16 protein-coding genes are annotated in these 12,942 nt (G+C 60.4%); 10 read left to right on the plus strand and 6 right to left on the minus strand.

Annotation, left to right across the window (positions count from 1 at the left end; all coding sequences use genetic code 11):
- Positions 1 to 84: 84 nt before the first annotated feature.
- The 3 genes from AEQ63_RS04745 to AEQ63_RS04755 all read left to right on the plus strand — a co-directional run bounded on the left by AEQ63_RS04745 (position 85) and on the right by AEQ63_RS04755 (position 2,339).
- Positions 85 to 312 (plus strand): hypothetical protein, encoded by a 228-nt coding sequence (locus tag AEQ63_RS04745; RefSeq protein ID WP_042609586.1) that lies wholly within the window; start codon positions 85 to 87, stop codon positions 310 to 312.
- 148 nt (positions 313 to 460) lie between these two features.
- Positions 461 to 1,510: an NAD(P)-dependent alcohol dehydrogenase gene (locus tag AEQ63_RS04750; protein ID WP_064361973.1), complete on the plus strand. Its 1,050-nt coding sequence runs from the start codon at positions 461 to 463 to the stop codon at positions 1,508 to 1,510.
- A gap of 130 nt (positions 1,511 to 1,640) precedes the next feature.
- Positions 1,641 to 2,339 (plus strand): tRNA (adenine(22)-N(1))-methyltransferase, encoded by a 699-nt coding sequence (locus tag AEQ63_RS04755; RefSeq protein WP_042609584.1) that lies wholly within the window; start codon positions 1,641 to 1,643, stop codon positions 2,337 to 2,339.
- Positions 2,340 to 2,551: 212 nt separating this feature from the next.
- Here the strand turns inward: AEQ63_RS04755 and ycaC (AEQ63_RS04760) are convergent, their stop codons facing one another.
- A complete protein-coding gene (gene ycaC, locus AEQ63_RS04760) occupies positions 2,552 to 3,181 on the minus strand; it encodes an isochorismate family cysteine hydrolase YcaC (RefSeq protein ID WP_064361975.1) in 630 nt (209 codons plus the stop codon).
- Positions 3,182 to 3,544: 363 nt separating this feature from the next.
- On the opposite strand from ycaC (AEQ63_RS04760), the gene AEQ63_RS04765 reads away from it, so the two are divergent.
- Positions 3,545 to 4,255, plus strand: a complete 711-nt coding sequence (locus tag AEQ63_RS04765; protein WP_064361976.1) for an SDR family NAD(P)-dependent oxidoreductase — start codon at positions 3,545 to 3,547, stop codon at positions 4,253 to 4,255.
- Positions 4,256 to 4,349: 94 nt separating this feature from the next.
- Positions 4,350 to 5,279 (plus strand): LysR family transcriptional regulator, encoded by a 930-nt coding sequence (locus tag AEQ63_RS04770; RefSeq protein ID WP_064361977.1) that lies wholly within the window; start codon positions 4,350 to 4,352, stop codon positions 5,277 to 5,279.
- A 16-nt stretch (positions 5,280 to 5,295) separates the two neighbouring features.
- On the opposite strand, the gene AEQ63_RS04775 is transcribed toward AEQ63_RS04770, so the two are convergent.
- Both AEQ63_RS04775 and AEQ63_RS04780 read right to left on the minus strand, forming a co-directional pair.
- Complete coding sequence (locus AEQ63_RS04775; protein WP_064361978.1) at positions 5,296 to 6,213, minus strand: AraC family transcriptional regulator; 918 nt, start codon at positions 6,211 to 6,213, stop codon at positions 5,296 to 5,298.
- Between the two features lie 174 nt (positions 6,214 to 6,387).
- Positions 6,388 to 7,152 carry an SDR family NAD(P)-dependent oxidoreductase gene (locus tag AEQ63_RS04780; protein WP_064361979.1) on the minus strand — a complete coding sequence of 255 codons (765 nt, stop codon included), beginning with the start codon at positions 7,150 to 7,152 and terminating at the stop codon, positions 6,388 to 6,390.
- Between the two features lie 258 nt (positions 7,153 to 7,410).
- Here AEQ63_RS04780 and AEQ63_RS04785 point away from each other — a divergent pair, with 258 nt between their 5' ends.
- Both AEQ63_RS04785 and AEQ63_RS04790 read left to right on the plus strand, forming a co-directional pair.
- Positions 7,411 to 8,292 (plus strand): helix-turn-helix domain-containing protein, encoded by an 882-nt coding sequence (locus tag AEQ63_RS04785; RefSeq protein WP_123418794.1) that lies wholly within the window; start codon positions 7,411 to 7,413, stop codon positions 8,290 to 8,292.
- Positions 8,293 to 8,419: 127 nt separating this feature from the next.
- Positions 8,420 to 9,157: an SDR family oxidoreductase gene (locus AEQ63_RS04790; RefSeq protein WP_064361981.1), complete on the plus strand. Its 738-nt coding sequence runs from the start codon at positions 8,420 to 8,422 to the stop codon at positions 9,155 to 9,157.
- 164 nt (positions 9,158 to 9,321) lie between these two features.
- On the opposite strand, the gene AEQ63_RS04795 is transcribed toward AEQ63_RS04790, so the two are convergent.
- On the minus strand, positions 9,322 to 10,017 hold the full coding sequence (locus AEQ63_RS04795) for a B3/B4 domain-containing protein (protein WP_064361982.1): 696 nt from the start codon (positions 10,015 to 10,017) through the stop codon (positions 9,322 to 9,324).
- Between the two features lie 46 nt (positions 10,018 to 10,063).
- On the opposite strand from AEQ63_RS04795, the gene AEQ63_RS04800 reads away from it, so the two are divergent.
- Positions 10,064 to 10,690 (plus strand): helix-turn-helix domain-containing protein, encoded by a 627-nt coding sequence (locus AEQ63_RS04800; RefSeq protein ID WP_064361983.1) that lies wholly within the window; start codon positions 10,064 to 10,066, stop codon positions 10,688 to 10,690.
- A gap of 34 nt (positions 10,691 to 10,724) precedes the next feature.
- On the opposite strand, the gene AEQ63_RS04805 is transcribed toward AEQ63_RS04800, so the two are convergent.
- Positions 10,725 to 10,925 carry a hypothetical protein gene (locus AEQ63_RS04805; RefSeq protein WP_016774226.1) on the minus strand — a complete coding sequence of 67 codons (201 nt, stop codon included), beginning with the start codon at positions 10,923 to 10,925 and terminating at the stop codon, positions 10,725 to 10,727.
- 151 nt (positions 10,926 to 11,076) lie between these two features.
- Positions 11,077 to 11,706, minus strand: a complete 630-nt coding sequence (gene ycaC, locus AEQ63_RS04810) for an isochorismate family cysteine hydrolase YcaC (RefSeq protein WP_016774235.1) — start codon at positions 11,704 to 11,706, stop codon at positions 11,077 to 11,079.
- A gap of 205 nt (positions 11,707 to 11,911) precedes the next feature.
- On the opposite strand from ycaC (AEQ63_RS04810), the gene AEQ63_RS04815 reads away from it, so the two are divergent.
- Both AEQ63_RS04815 and AEQ63_RS04820 read left to right on the plus strand, forming a co-directional pair.
- Positions 11,912 to 12,175: a hypothetical protein gene (locus AEQ63_RS04815; protein ID WP_064361984.1), complete on the plus strand. Its 264-nt coding sequence runs from the start codon at positions 11,912 to 11,914 to the stop codon at positions 12,173 to 12,175.
- A complete protein-coding gene (locus AEQ63_RS04820) occupies positions 12,172 to 12,909 on the plus strand; it encodes a Fic family protein (RefSeq protein ID WP_064361985.1) in 738 nt (245 codons plus the stop codon). Before AEQ63_RS04815 ends, AEQ63_RS04820 begins: the two co-directional genes overlap by 4 nt.
- The last annotated feature ends 33 nt before the right edge of the window (positions 12,910 to 12,942 follow it).

Below are 12,942 nucleotides of genomic sequence, written 5' to 3' on the forward strand. Positions count from 1 at the left end.
GGCAGGCAAAAAAATCGAACGGTGAAAATCGCCCGCACCTCCAACCTGCACACGCCGTAGAAAACGGCCAAAGCGAGGTGTGAGATGAATAATGATCAAGGCAAGCAAGGTGACGATCCGCTCCCAACTACACCGGATCCGCTGAGTCCAGGGCGCACCGAGGTCGATCCGATGAAGGAGCGCGGCATCGACGAACTGCCCGACAACGAAGGCGAAATCCCGCTGGATGATGACGATGCCGGGCTGGATCCCGAACGCGTACGTCAGGAAACCGATAACGCCGAGATGGACGATCAGCCCAATCCGCGTTGAGCCTGAACAGGCAGCCGTCGCCATACGGCTGCCTTTCGGTCCTGCAGTCAACGGCAGAATCAGGCAAGCATTTCACAGAAATGCACTACTTCGCGTTCGGACCCGGGCGCAACAATGGGCGTCCGAACCAACCATGGAGGATGCTTTCATGCTTGTACAAGCCTACGGCGCCCACGCTGGCGACCAACCCCTCGAGCCCATGCAGATCAACCGCCGCGCGCCGGCGGCGCATGACGTGCAGATCGATATCGCCTTCTGCGGCATCTGCCATTCCGACCTGCACCAGGTGCGCGCGGAATGGGCCGGCACGCAATTCCCCTGCGTGCCCGGCCACGAAATCGTCGGCCGCGTCTCGGCGGTTGGCGATCACGTCAAAGACTACAAGGTTGGCGATCTGGTCGGGGTCGGTTGCATCGTCGACAGCTGCAAACACCGCGATGACTGCGAGTCCGGCCTGGGAAACTACTGCGACGGCATGATCGGCACCTACAACTTTCCGACCCCTGACGCACCGGGCTGGACCCTCGGCGGTTACTCGCAAAACATCGTCGTGCACGAGCGCTATGTGTTGCGCATCCGTCACCCCGAAGCGCAACTGGCCGCCGTCGCTCCGCTGCTCTGCGCCGGTATCACCACGTACTCGCCGCTGCGTCAGTGGAACGCCGGCCCCGGCAAGAAAGTCGGCGTGGTCGGCATCGGTGGCCTGGGCCACATGGGCATCAAACTGGCTCACGCCATGGGCGCCCATGTCGTCGCCTTCACCACCTCCGAATCCAAGCGCGAAGCGGCCAGGGCGCTGGGCGCGGACGAAGTGGTGGTGTCGCGCAATGCCGAGGAAATGGCGGCACACGCCAAGAGCTTCGACATGATCCTCAATACCGTCGCCGCGCCGCACGATCTCGACGCCTTCCTCGTCCTGCTCAAGCGCGACGGTGCCCTGACCCTGGTCGGCGCGCCCGCCTCGCCGCACCCATCGCCCAATGTGTTCAACCTGATCATGAAGCGCCGCACCATCGCCGGTTCGATGATCGGCGGCATCCCTGAAACCCAGGAAATGCTGGATTTCTGCGCCGAGCACGGCATCGTTTCCGACATCGAACTGATCCGCGCCGACCAGATCAACGAGTCCTACGAGCGCATGCTCAAGGGCGATGTGAAATATCGCTTCGTCATCGACAACGCAACCCTCGCCGGCTAAACGCAGGCCACCATCGGCAGCGCTGTGCTGCCGATGGCTCGGGGAATTCCATCGGCGCGATTTGACAGCGCCAGCGTTGCTCCCCAGAGTCGCACCCCTTTTTCCACCGTCGGGTGAACAGGGGTCGCCGTTGAACCAACAGACATTGTCCATGCGCCTTGAACGCGTCGCCGCCCACGTGCCGCTCGGTGCACGGCTGGCCGATATCGGCTCCGACCACGCTTATCTGCCGGTAGCCCTGATGCGTCGAGGCCTGATTGCTACGGCGGTGGCTGGCGAGGTCGCGCGCACGCCGTTCCTCGCGGCGCAGCGCACCGTCAATGACAACGACCTGCACGGCCAGATCAGCGTGCGCCTGGCCGACGGTCTGGCGGCGATCAGACCCGACGATGCAGTCACCGCCATCACCCTCTGTGGTATGGGCGGCGAAACCATTCGCGATATTTTCGATGGCGGCAAATCCCACCTTAATGGCAACGAACGGCTGATCCTGCAGCCCAACGGCGGCGAGCAGGCGTTGCGCCGGTGGCTGATGGACAACGGCTACCGGATCATCTGTGAAGAGGTGCTGCACGAGAACCGCTTCGACTACGAAATCATCGTTGCCGAACGAGCCTCTGAGCCGGTGACTTACGATGCCCGGGAATTGTTTTTCGGACCGCTGCATCTGCAGACGCAAAGCTCTGCCTTTGTGCAAAAGTGGCGACGCAGGCTGAATCAGCGGCAGAAGACGTTGGGGCAGTTTACGAGAGCGCAACAGGTGTTGCCGCAGGACAAAATCCGCGCGTTGAAGCAAGAGGTGCAGTGGATCAGCGAATTGCTCGGGTGACTGTGCCGCCGTCTTCGCGAGCAGGCTCGCTCCCACAGTTGAAGGTGTTTTCCTGTAGGAGTGAGCCTGCTCGCGATAGCGGTACACCAGTCAATGAAGATGTTGAATGTGTGGATGCAATCGCGAGCAGGCTCACACCTACAGTGACCACGTTTCATTTCGCGAACGCAAAAAAGCCTGCTTTCCAAGCAGGCTTTTTAGTTAGCGATGACTCACTTCTGCTGCGTCAGCGCCGAGTAGCTGTTCATCAGGTTGCGGTAGTTGGGGATGCGCTGCGACAGCAGGTTACCCAGGCCTTCAATGTCGTTGCGCCAGTCGCGGTGCAGCTCACAGGCCACCGAGAACCAGTTCATCATTTGTGCGCCGGCCTGAGTCATGCGGCTCCACGCGGCTTGCTGCACGGTGGTGTTGAAGGTGCCGGACGCATCAGTCACCACAAACACATCAAAACCTTCCGCCAGTGCCGACAGGGTCGGGAACGCTACGCACACATCCGTGACCACACCGGCAATGATGATCTGCTTACGGCCGGTGGCCTTGATTGCCTTGACGAAATCTTCGTTGTCCCAAGCGTTGATCTGACCAGGGCGAGCGATGTACGGCGCGTCCGGGAACATCTCTTTCAGCTCCGGTACCAGCGGGCCGTTCGGGCCTTGTTCGAAGCTGGTGGTGAGGATCGTCGGCAGGTCGAAGAACTTGGCCAGATCCGCCAGCGCCAGCACGTTGTTCTTGAACTCGTTCGGCGAGAAGTCATGTACCAGCGAGATCAGACCGGTCTGGTGGTCAACCAGCAGCACGATAGCGTCGTCTTTGTTCAGGCGGTTGTAGGTTGGAGTGGTCATGGTGTGCGTCCCTTTTCAAGTTTGAAGTTTTGTTGTTGCGTTCAAGTTGGGTACAGATTACTGACGCACAGCAAAGGGATAAATCGGCTGAAAAGCGTTTCACCGTCCACCTGAACAGGACAATCGAAAGATGCCCCCTGTAGGAGTGAGCCTGCTCGCGATAGCGTCATGTCAGCCAACATTTCTATCGATTGAAATGACGCCATCGCGAGCAGGCTCACTCCTACAAACGCATCCCCGATTAGATACACCGAAGTACAAATGAAGTACCTCCGCCCCCATTTATCAACTCCTCGCAACTTCCTAAAGTCTCCTCCAACAGCCACCCGCCATCCCGACGGGCAAGCGACAGAGGAAACCATCATGAGCACATCGAAAAAAGTAGTTGTCATCACCGGCGCCTCGCAAGGCATTGGCGCAGGTCTGGTCGAAGGCTTTCGCGCCCTTGGCCATCAAGTGGTCGCGACCTCGCGTTCGATCAAAGAATCGAGCGACCCGGATATTCTGGCCGTCGCCGGTGACATCGCCGATCCACAAACCGCTGAGCGAGTGATTAGCGCGGCAGTGGCCCGGTTCGGTCGCGTCGATACGCTGGTCAACAATGCCGGGATCTTTCTGGCCAAGCCGTTCACCGCTTACAGCCAGGCGGACTACGCCCAGGTCGTGGCGACCAACATGAGTGGCTTCTTTCATATCTCGCAACTGGCCATCGGCGAGATGGAAAAGCACGGCAGCGGCCACGTCGTCAGCGTGACCACCAGTCTGGTCGATCATGCGGTTGATGGCGTGCCTTCGGTATTGGCATCGCTGACCAAGGGCGGCATCAACGCGGCGACCAAATCCCTGGCTATCGAGTACGCCAAGCGCGGCATTCGGGTCAACGCGGTGTCGCCGGGCATCATCAAGACGCCGATGCACGCCGAGGAAACCCATCAGGCGCTGGGCAGCCTGCACCCGGTCGGCCACATGGGTGAAATCGACGACATCGTGCAAGCGATCCTCTACCTCGACAGCGCGAAGTTCGTCACTGGCGAGATCCTGCATGTCGACGGTGGCCAGAGCGCCGGCCATTGATCGAAACCCAGCGACGCCGCCGGTGGATACCGGCGGCGTCGTGGGTTGTGGTACACAGAGGATGAACGTCCGTCGATCTTCGGTGCGAGCCACAATGAAACGCCATTTTGAAGACTTGCAATTAGGCAGTATCGAACTGTTCTGCCTGGCTGCCGAAGCCGGTAGCTTCACCGCCGCCGCGCAACTGGCCGGGGTCACGCCTGCGGCTGTCAGCCGGTCGATTCTGCGTCTGGAGCAACGCCTGGGTTCACGCCTGTTCGCACGCACCACGCGCAGCATCCGCCTCACCGACGCCGGCCGCAGCTTCTTCGAACAATGCAGCCAGGCCCTGACGCAACTGGTCGAAGCGCAGCAGGAAGTCATGGGCGCGCAGACTTCGCCGTCGGGGCGACTGCGCATCAGCCTGCCAACCACTTACGGGCATCACCGCATCCTGCCGCTGCTGCCGAAGTTTCGGGCGTTGTACCCCGAGGTTACGGTGGACGTGCACTTGGGCAATCGCAATATCGACTTCGTCGAGGAAGGCTACGACCTGGCGATACGCGTACGCGCGCAACCGGACTCGACCCTGATCGCTCGCCTGCTGGAAGACGCCAGCCTGGTGGTGGTCGCCTCCCCTGAATATCTGCAGAGAGCCGGCACGCCGCAAACCCTCGACGATCTGATCGAGCATGAGTGCATCCAGTTCGAACTACCCAGCAGTGGCCGGAGGATTTCCTGGCTGTTTCAGGAAGACGGCCGGGACCGCGAAGTGATCTCCGACGGTGGCTACTCCTGCTCCGACGATGTGCTCGGCGGTGTGACGCTGGCCAAGCACGGCGCCGGGCTGTTTCAGACGTACCGCTTCATCGTCGAACAGGAACTGGCGGATGGCCGCCTGATTGAAGTGCTGCAGCCGTACACCGGCCGTTCGCGGCCGTATACCCTGCTCTACCCGCACGGCCGCTATGTCCCACAGCGGGTGCGGGCATTTGTGGATTTTCTCCTGGGGTTTCGTGACGAGAGGGCGGAACCCGCGCGTTAAACAGCGCGTCAGGCCGTCAACCGGTCTGGCGCAGGCGGCTGAGTTCTTTCGATGGCGGGCAGCCGAACTGGCGGTTGTATTCGCGGCTGAACTGCGAGGCACTTTCGTAGCCGACGCGGTAGCAGGCGCTCGAGACGTCCAGCCCTTCGTTGATGATCAGCCGACGCGCCTCTTGCAGGCGCAGCTGTTTTTGATACTGCAGCGGGCTCATCGCGGTGACGGCTTTGAAGCGATGGTGCAGCGCCGAATTGCTCAGGTTGGCCACCTGCGCCAGCGCGTCGATGCGCAACGGCTCGGTGAAATTCCTGTTCAGCCAGTCGATGGCTCGGGTGACCCGGTGGGTCTGCGAATCGCTGACCGCGATTTCATACAGCAGATGCCCGTGCTGACCGCGCAGCAGGCGGTAATACAGCTCACGCAACGCCATTGGCGCGAGCATGCCGATGTCGCGCGGGTTATCCAGCAGGCGCACCAGACGCAGCATGGTGTCGAGCAGGGTCACGTCGATCTTGTCGAGAAACATGCCGCGCCCGGCTTCCTGCGGCACCCCGGTCGGCGGCGATTCGGCAATCAGTTGTGTCAGTTGCGCCGGATCGAAATCCAGCCGAACGCAAAAATACGGTGCCTCGGGCGAGGCTTCGATCACCCGGCCCGATACCGGCAACGTCACCGACACCACCAGGTAATTCAGCGGGTCATACAGGAAACGTTCGTCGCCCAGCCCGACTTCCTTGCGCCCCTGCACGATCAGGCACAGCGCCGGACGGTGCACGACATGGATCAGCTCGGACGGCCCATCGAGACGGATCACGTGCAGCGGCGCAATCGCCGTTTCGTAGGTGCCCGGCGCGTCGAAGCGCTGGGTCAGCAAGCGCACCAGTTCGGCGCGGTAGACCGCCGTGTCGTGGAGGATGGAAGCGTCGCGGTTATCCATGCATAGGGCCTCGAAAGCAGACGAAGGTGGGTCAACTGCGGAGGAAGAGTAGCCAGTTTTACCCAGCGACGACTAGATCAAAGATGCTGCAGATTTGCCTGATTCTGCGTCGGTCAGATTCTGGTAAAGCCATGGGCAGGTGATCGCACGTGCCCATGGCTTGCCGCCCCGCTATCAGCCTGCGGTTACCGTCATGCCGCCATCGGCCATGACCACCGAGCCGACCATGAAACTGGCGCGCTCGGAAGCGAGAAAGGTGACGATTTCGGCGATCTCTTCCGGCTGCGCCGCCCGACCGATCGGTGCCGCTTCACCGTGTTGCGCAAGGAATCCCGGGCCGTCCTCGACTACATCATTGAGAATATTGGTCACCACATCGCCGACACCGATGGCATTGACGCGAATGCCATGCTCGATGACTTCCAGCGCCAGCGTGCGGGTCAGTTGTGCCAGCGCACCTTTCGAGGCGGTGTAGGCGGCAATCGTCGGGAACGCGAAGTACGAGGCATAGGAAGCGATATTGACGATCGCGCCGGACTTGTTCGGGATCATCGCCTTGACCGCTTCGCGGCAGTGCAGGAAGGCCGCCGTGGCATTCACTGCCTGGATTTTTTCCCAATCGTCGCGACTCATGTCGATCACCGCTTTGTTGATGATGATCCCGGCGTTGTTGACCAGAATATCCAGGCGACCGAACTTCTCGACGGCAAGGCCTACTGCGCGTTCGGCGGCGCCGTCCTCGGTGATGTCCGCCACCAGCGGCAGCAGATCGGGACGAGCCAGCTCTTCAACAGCCGGGTTGAGATCTTCGGCAATTACCTTGGCGCCGCGAGCGTGCAGCATCAGCGCAATCGCCTTGCCGATGCCACTGGCCGCGCCAGTGACCAGGGCAACTTTACCGGCGACTTCTTGTGGCAGGGTGTGATTGAAATCAGTCATGGTTTTAACTCCTCGATAGCGAATCGGTGTTGCGCCTGATGGCGCGGTCGTTAACACGGCTTCACTGTCGCGCACTGTCCGCCGCCGGGCTTTCGGGCGATTGCCGGGACTGTCGGAGTTTTGCGCTGGAGTTTCTCGTTCGCCCGCCCTAACCTTCGAAATCATCCGCAGCCGAAGCTTTTCATGGAGCGTCCTGTGCCCTCTGCCAGCCCCGCTACACCGACAATCAGCCAGCCCGCGCGCATCGCCGCCGAGGCCATGCCAGAGCATTTGCCCGGTGTTGCGGAAACCACCACGCCGCGCCCGCAGATCAAGGATGCAGTGGTGCAACTGTTCCGCCATCAAACCCTGCTCGAACCGATTCGCGTGCCATGCGTGGCCGAACCGCTGCTGGTGCTGGTATTGGCCGGCACCGCGCGGGTCGAGGAACGTTCGTTGGGTGGCGAATGGCAGGCGAGCCAGGTCACGGCCGGCGATTTCTTCCTGACCAACACCCGCGAACCCTACGAAATGCGCTGGCAGACCGAAGGCTGTGAGGTTTTCGAAGTCATGCACCTGTACCTCGGTCTGGGCCTGATCGAACAAGCGGCGCGGGAAGCGTTCGGCGAACAGGCCGGTACAGTGACGTTCATCGACGTGTCCGGTGCGCGTGACGAGCAGGTCAGCTTCATCCTTGAACAACTGCGCATCGAACTGACCGAGCAACGCCAGCCCAGCGCACTGCTGGTGCACAGCCTGGCCCAGGCATTGGCGATCCATCTGCTGCGTCGTTATCTCGACCCGAACAGCAACCCGCGTCGCGACAATGCCCTGCCCGCCTACAAACTGCGCCGGGTGCTTGAAGCGATGAATGCGAATCTGGCGGAAGATTTCAGCCTCGGTCATCTGGCGGCCATCGCCGAGCTGAGCGACTACCACTTCAGCCGCACCTTCAAGCGCGCCACCGGCTTGTCGCCTTCGCAATATTTCATCCGCCTGCGCATGAGCCGCGCGCGTCATCTGTTACTGGAGACCGCGCGCAGCGTGATCGACATCGGCCTGGAGGTTGGCTATTCCAGTCCCAGCCATTTTTCCCAGGTGTTCCGCCGTGAAGTCGGGGTCACCCCGAGTGCCTACCGCGATGCGCCACGCGGGGCCTGAAAACCTGTCGAAAAGCGATGCAGCAGAATTGGGCAAATCCCGTGGAGGAATCGATTAATAGCCTGTGAGCCGCCGCGCTTAACCTTCTTCCAAGCCCACTCCCGGGCACCGCGAAGAGGAAGACATCATGCTGAACATTCAAGACAAAGTGATCGTGATTACCGGCGCCAGCAGCGGCATCGGCGAAGCCACCGCACGCCTGCTCGCCAGCCGTGGCGCCAAAGTGGTATTGGGCGCGCGGCGCACCGAGCGTCTGGCGCTGATCGCCGAGGAAATCAACGGCACCGGTGGCCACGCGCAGTACCGCGCGCTGGACGTCACCGATCAGCAGGATGTGCAGCGCTTCGTCGATTTCGCCGTGGAGCATTACGGCCGCGTCGATGTGCTGGTCAACAATGCCGGGGTCATGCCGTTGTCGCGGCTGGACGCCCTGAAGGTCGATGAGTGGAACCGCATGATCGACGTCAACATCCGTGGCGTGCTCCACGGCATCGCCGCCAGCCTGCCGTTGATGCAGCGCCAGCGCGCCGGGCAGATCATCAACATCGCCTCGATCGGCGCCTACGCGGTCAGCCCTACCGCGGCGGTGTACTGCGCGACCAAATACGCGGTACGGGCGATCTCCGAAGGCTTGCGCCAGGAAGTCGGTGGCGATATCCGCGTCACCGTCATTGCACCGGGCGTGACCGAATCGGAACTGGCCGACAGCATCTCCGACGAAGGCGGCCGCGCCGAGATGAAGTCCTTCCGCAAGATCGCCATCCCCGCCGAAGCCATCGCCCGCGCGATTGCCTACGCCGTAGAACAACCGGCAGATGTCGACGTCAGCGAACTGATCGTGCGCCCAACAGCCAGCCCTTACTGAGGCTACATTCCTCCTGAAAAAACCCAATCAACTGTAGGAGTGAGCCTGCTCGCGATAGCGTCACGCCAGTCAATGAAGATGTTGACTGGCCTGACGCGATCGCGAGCAGGCTCACTCCTACAAGGGAACTCTGCCAGCCTGAAGATTCAGTGACATTATCGAACCTACCGCGCCCCGGGCCCGATCAACATGCTTTCGATCTCGGCGCCGGGCATCATTTGCTGCAAACCTTCGATCAGCCTGTCGCCGGCCTCGGTCAGCGCTTCCAGCGGCATAGCCGGCAGGCTTTCGAGGATGAACCACATGTGCTGGGCCTGGGCGTCAAGGCGGGTTCGCACACCCTGGCGCCAGTTCCAGCGCCGGCAGGTCACGCCCTGGTCATCGCGCCAGACCACTTCCCCAGCGTCCGGGAACTCATGCGCGGGCTGGCCTTCCTTCATCGTGTCGAACGGTTCGCTGCCATCGGCCACGACCAGGCGCGGTGAGCCGACGTAGGCTTGAGCATTTTCGCCGCCTACTGGAATCGCATATTCGAGGCTGATGGCGTTGTACAGGTCGACCACCGGATCGATGCTCGGCAAGTTGCCGTCGCGCAATACGCGTTTGCGCAGTGCTTCGGCCGAGCAAGGCGTACGCTGCGGCTTGGCGCCGAACTGGCGGAACACGTCGGCCCAGGCCTGCAAATGCGCAGGCGCCCACTGCGGGCCACCCGCGGCGACGGCCTGGCAGGCTCTGGCCAGCGCAACACCTGCCACCTCAGCGTCAAGAATCGGTGCGGCTTGCACGACAATACTCAGCGCTCTGAAGCCCGGCGCCAGTTGCGCCACACCCGGATCGATTGACGGCACGACAGACAGCATCCCAGAATCCCCCTCAAACCCGAATTTCCGACGATGCTAGCTATCAATGACCAAGAACGTCAATATATCGACCGAGGCCGGCGCCGACGTCCAGACCGTCAGCGCAGCGGTTTCCCGCACGCTCAAACAGGCACGCAAACAGCAGAGCATCACGCTCGACGAACTGTCCCGACGCTCGGGCGTGAGCAAAGGCATGGTGGTCGAGATCGAGAAAGGCTCGGCCAACCCGAGCATCGCCACCTTGTGCAAGATCGCCGCGGCGCTGGGCTTGTCCGTGGCGGACTTCGTCAATGTCGCCGCGACCCCGGCGGCGCACCTGATCGCCAGTCAGGACATCCCTACGCTATGGAGCGGCGAGCTGGGCGGTTCGGCACGATTGCTGGCCGGCACCAGCGGCCCGAACATGCTCGAGTTGTGGCGATGGGAGTTGTTTCCCGGTGAGTCGTTTGCTTCAGCCGGTCACCCGAACGGCACCACCGAGTTGTTTCACGTCGAGAAAGGCACGTTGCATTTGACGGTTGGCGATGCCGAACTGATTGTCGGGCCTGGGTGTTCGGCGGTAGCGCGGACGGATGTGGCGCATGGGTATGCCAACCATGGCCGGTCGAAACTGGTCTTCACCATGTCGGTGACTGAATTGCATCAGGGTGCGCGGGAGAGCCTCTCACTCTAATTCCAGAGTGGGAGGCATCGATCAAATCGCTCGATCAGCGTGATGGCGGATGCTCGGTCGAAACCGAGTTGGCCGCATCCACATCCGACATGTCTTCCTCAACCGGCGCTTCATCGTCCGGCGGCAAGGGCACCTCGGGATTTTCCCGCTTGGGATCGTGCCCGGTCTCGTTGTCGGTGGTGCGCGTCACGGCTTGTTGCGACTGGTTGCCCGGTGCGTTTTCGTCAATGTCCATGTCGGTCTCCGATGTGATTCAGCGATAGGTACCTGAACGTGTGAAATGCCAGCGCATGACAAGTGCCCGACAATGGACGAACGGTGGCTGGCCTGGCGGTCATGAACGCAAAAAGCCTGCTTTCAAAGCAGGCTTTTTAGTTAGCGATGACTCACTTCTGCTGCGTCAGCGCCGAGTAGCTGTTCATCAGGTTGCGGTAGTTGGGGATGCGCTGCGACAGCAGGTTACCCAGACCTTCAATGTCGTTGCGCCAGTCGCGGTGCAGCTCACAGGCCACCGAGAACCAGTTCATCATTTGTGCGCCGGCCTGAGTCATGCGGCTCCACGCGGCTTGCTGCACGGTGGTGTTGAAGGTGCCGGACGCATCAGTCACCACAAACACATCAAAACCTTCCGCCAGTGCCGACAGGGTCGGGAACGCTACGCACACATCCGTGACCACACCGGCAATGATGATCTGCTTACGGCCGGTGGCCTTGATTGCCTTGACGAAATCTTCGTTGTCCCAAGCGTTGATCTGACCAGGGCGAGCGATGTACGGCGCGTCCGGGAACATCTCTTTCAGCTCCGGTACCAGCGGGCCGTTCGGGCCTTGTTCGAAGCTGGTGGTGAGGATGGTCGGCAGGTCGAAGAACTTCGCCAGATCCGCCAGCGCCAACACGTTGTTCTTGAACTCGTTCGGCGAGAAGTCCTGCACCAGCGAGATCAGACCGGTCTGGTGGTCAACCAGCAGCACGATAGCGTCGTCTTTGTTCAGGCGGTTGTAGGTTGGAGTGGTCATGGTGTGCGTCCCTTTTCAATTTTGAAGTTTGTTGTTGCGTTCAAGTTGGGTACAGATTACTGACGCACAGCAAAGGGATAAATCGGCTGAAAAGCGTTTCACCGTCCACTCAAACCGGACAATGCCAAAAGTCGACATGCTTGACGGTTAATCCCCCAGAAGGACGCCATGCTATGCTCCGACAGAGACAACGAGGGGTTAGAAGATGAGCGAATCAGCCACTGACAGCGTCGCGAGCGAAGTTCGCAAGCTCGCGGAAAAACACAGGGTAGGTACCGAGCGTGACGGAGTGAGTCGCATGGCGGTGACGATAACGCGGCTGGCCGGTGATACCGTTGAACTGGACAGTGTGGAGCAACTGCTGGTCAACCTGAAGCGAAAGGGTGTCTTGAACAAGGCTGAAATCATGGCCTTGCAAGGACGTTATCTTCAGGAAAAAAGGCATTCGAAGAAGCAGCTCAGCGCATGACGTTCGACCCCTTCGGCGATTTCGAAACTGAGGGCTACCTTCGCAACTCGCTCAAGCTGAAGGACCCGGTTGAAGTCAAGGAATCGGAACATCTCTCATTCGAGGCCAGTATCGAAGAAGCGCTTGCCTATCTGGCAAAAAGAAGACCCATCAACTATCAAGCGGTACTCAAGACTCATGAAATCCTGTTCGCCGGTTTCTACCCGTGGTCAGGTAAAGACAGAAATGAGCTGGTTCCCCATCTGGCGGTTTTCAAAGGATCGCTAGACGATCCGCATCACACACCATTCGAGCGTCCAGAGCTGATCAAAAGATCCATCGAATATGCGCTGGAGCTCGCTGCAAACAAAAAACGCTTCCGTGATCGCCCCGGCGAGGTGATGGGGCAATTGGCTTCGGCTCATCCGTTTCTGGATGGAAACGGACGGACTATCCTGCTCGTTTACATGGAGCTGTGCTATCGGGCCAGGTTTGCCATCGATTGGTCGAAGACCAACAAAGATGCATATTTGCGAGCGCTCAGCGACGAGATCCGCGATCCCTTCAGAGGTCACTTGGACGAATATCTGAAGCCCCACGTCGTAGAAATCTCAAGCCGTGAGGAATGGCCCGGAGTGATTGGCGGTATCAAAGGGCTAGACGGTCTGGATAAGGAAGGAATCATTTACGCGAATCTCGACAACCCCGACATTCAGCAACTGTATAAAACTTACAGAACGCAGCCAATCGAGTGAAAACGCAAAAGCCTGCTTTCAAAGCAGGCTTTT

It is taken from the genome of Pseudomonas sp. RIT-PI-o, from assembly GCF_001297215.1.
Lineage (GTDB): Bacteria > Pseudomonadota > Gammaproteobacteria > Pseudomonadales > Pseudomonadaceae > Aquipseudomonas > Aquipseudomonas moraviensis_A.

Bases quoted from the DNA above. Each gene is read 5' to 3' on its own strand.
- AEQ63_RS04745 (WP_042609586.1), top strand. From the start codon at position 85: ATGAATAATGATCAAGGCAAGCAAGGTGACGATCCGCTCCCAACTACA.
- AEQ63_RS04750 (WP_064361973.1), top strand. From the start codon at position 461: ATGCTTGTACAAGCCTACGGCGCCCACGCTGGCGACCAACCCCTCGAG.
- ycaC (WP_064361975.1), bottom strand. From the start codon at position 3,181: ATGACCACTCCAACCTACAACCGCCTGAACAAAGACGACGCTATCGTG.
- AEQ63_RS04765 (WP_064361976.1), top strand. From the start codon at position 3,545: ATGAGCACATCGAAAAAAGTAGTTGTCATCACCGGCGCCTCGCAAGGC.
- AEQ63_RS04770 (WP_064361977.1), top strand. From the start codon at position 4,350: ATGAAACGCCATTTTGAAGACTTGCAATTAGGCAGTATCGAACTGTTC.
- AEQ63_RS04775 (WP_064361978.1), bottom strand. From the start codon at position 6,213: ATGGATAACCGCGACGCTTCCATCCTCCACGACACGGCGGTCTACCGC.
- AEQ63_RS04780 (WP_064361979.1), bottom strand. From the start codon at position 7,152: ATGACTGATTTCAATCACACCCTGCCACAAGAAGTCGCCGGTAAAGTT.
- AEQ63_RS04785 (WP_123418794.1), top strand. From the start codon at position 7,411: ATGCCAGAGCATTTGCCCGGTGTTGCGGAAACCACCACGCCGCGCCCG.
- AEQ63_RS04790 (WP_064361981.1), top strand. From the start codon at position 8,420: ATGCTGAACATTCAAGACAAAGTGATCGTGATTACCGGCGCCAGCAGC.
- AEQ63_RS04795 (WP_064361982.1), bottom strand. From the start codon at position 10,017: ATGCTGTCTGTCGTGCCGTCAATCGATCCGGGTGTGGCGCAACTGGCG.
- AEQ63_RS04800 (WP_064361983.1), top strand. From the start codon at position 10,064: ATGACCAAGAACGTCAATATATCGACCGAGGCCGGCGCCGACGTCCAG.
- AEQ63_RS04805 (WP_016774226.1), bottom strand. From the start codon at position 10,925: ATGGACATTGACGAAAACGCACCGGGCAACCAGTCGCAACAAGCCGTG.
- ycaC (WP_016774235.1), bottom strand. From the start codon at position 11,706: ATGACCACTCCAACCTACAACCGCCTGAACAAAGACGACGCTATCGTG.
- AEQ63_RS04815 (WP_064361984.1), top strand. From the start codon at position 11,912: ATGAGCGAATCAGCCACTGACAGCGTCGCGAGCGAAGTTCGCAAGCTC.
- AEQ63_RS04820 (WP_064361985.1), top strand. From the start codon at position 12,172: ATGACGTTCGACCCCTTCGGCGATTTCGAAACTGAGGGCTACCTTCGC.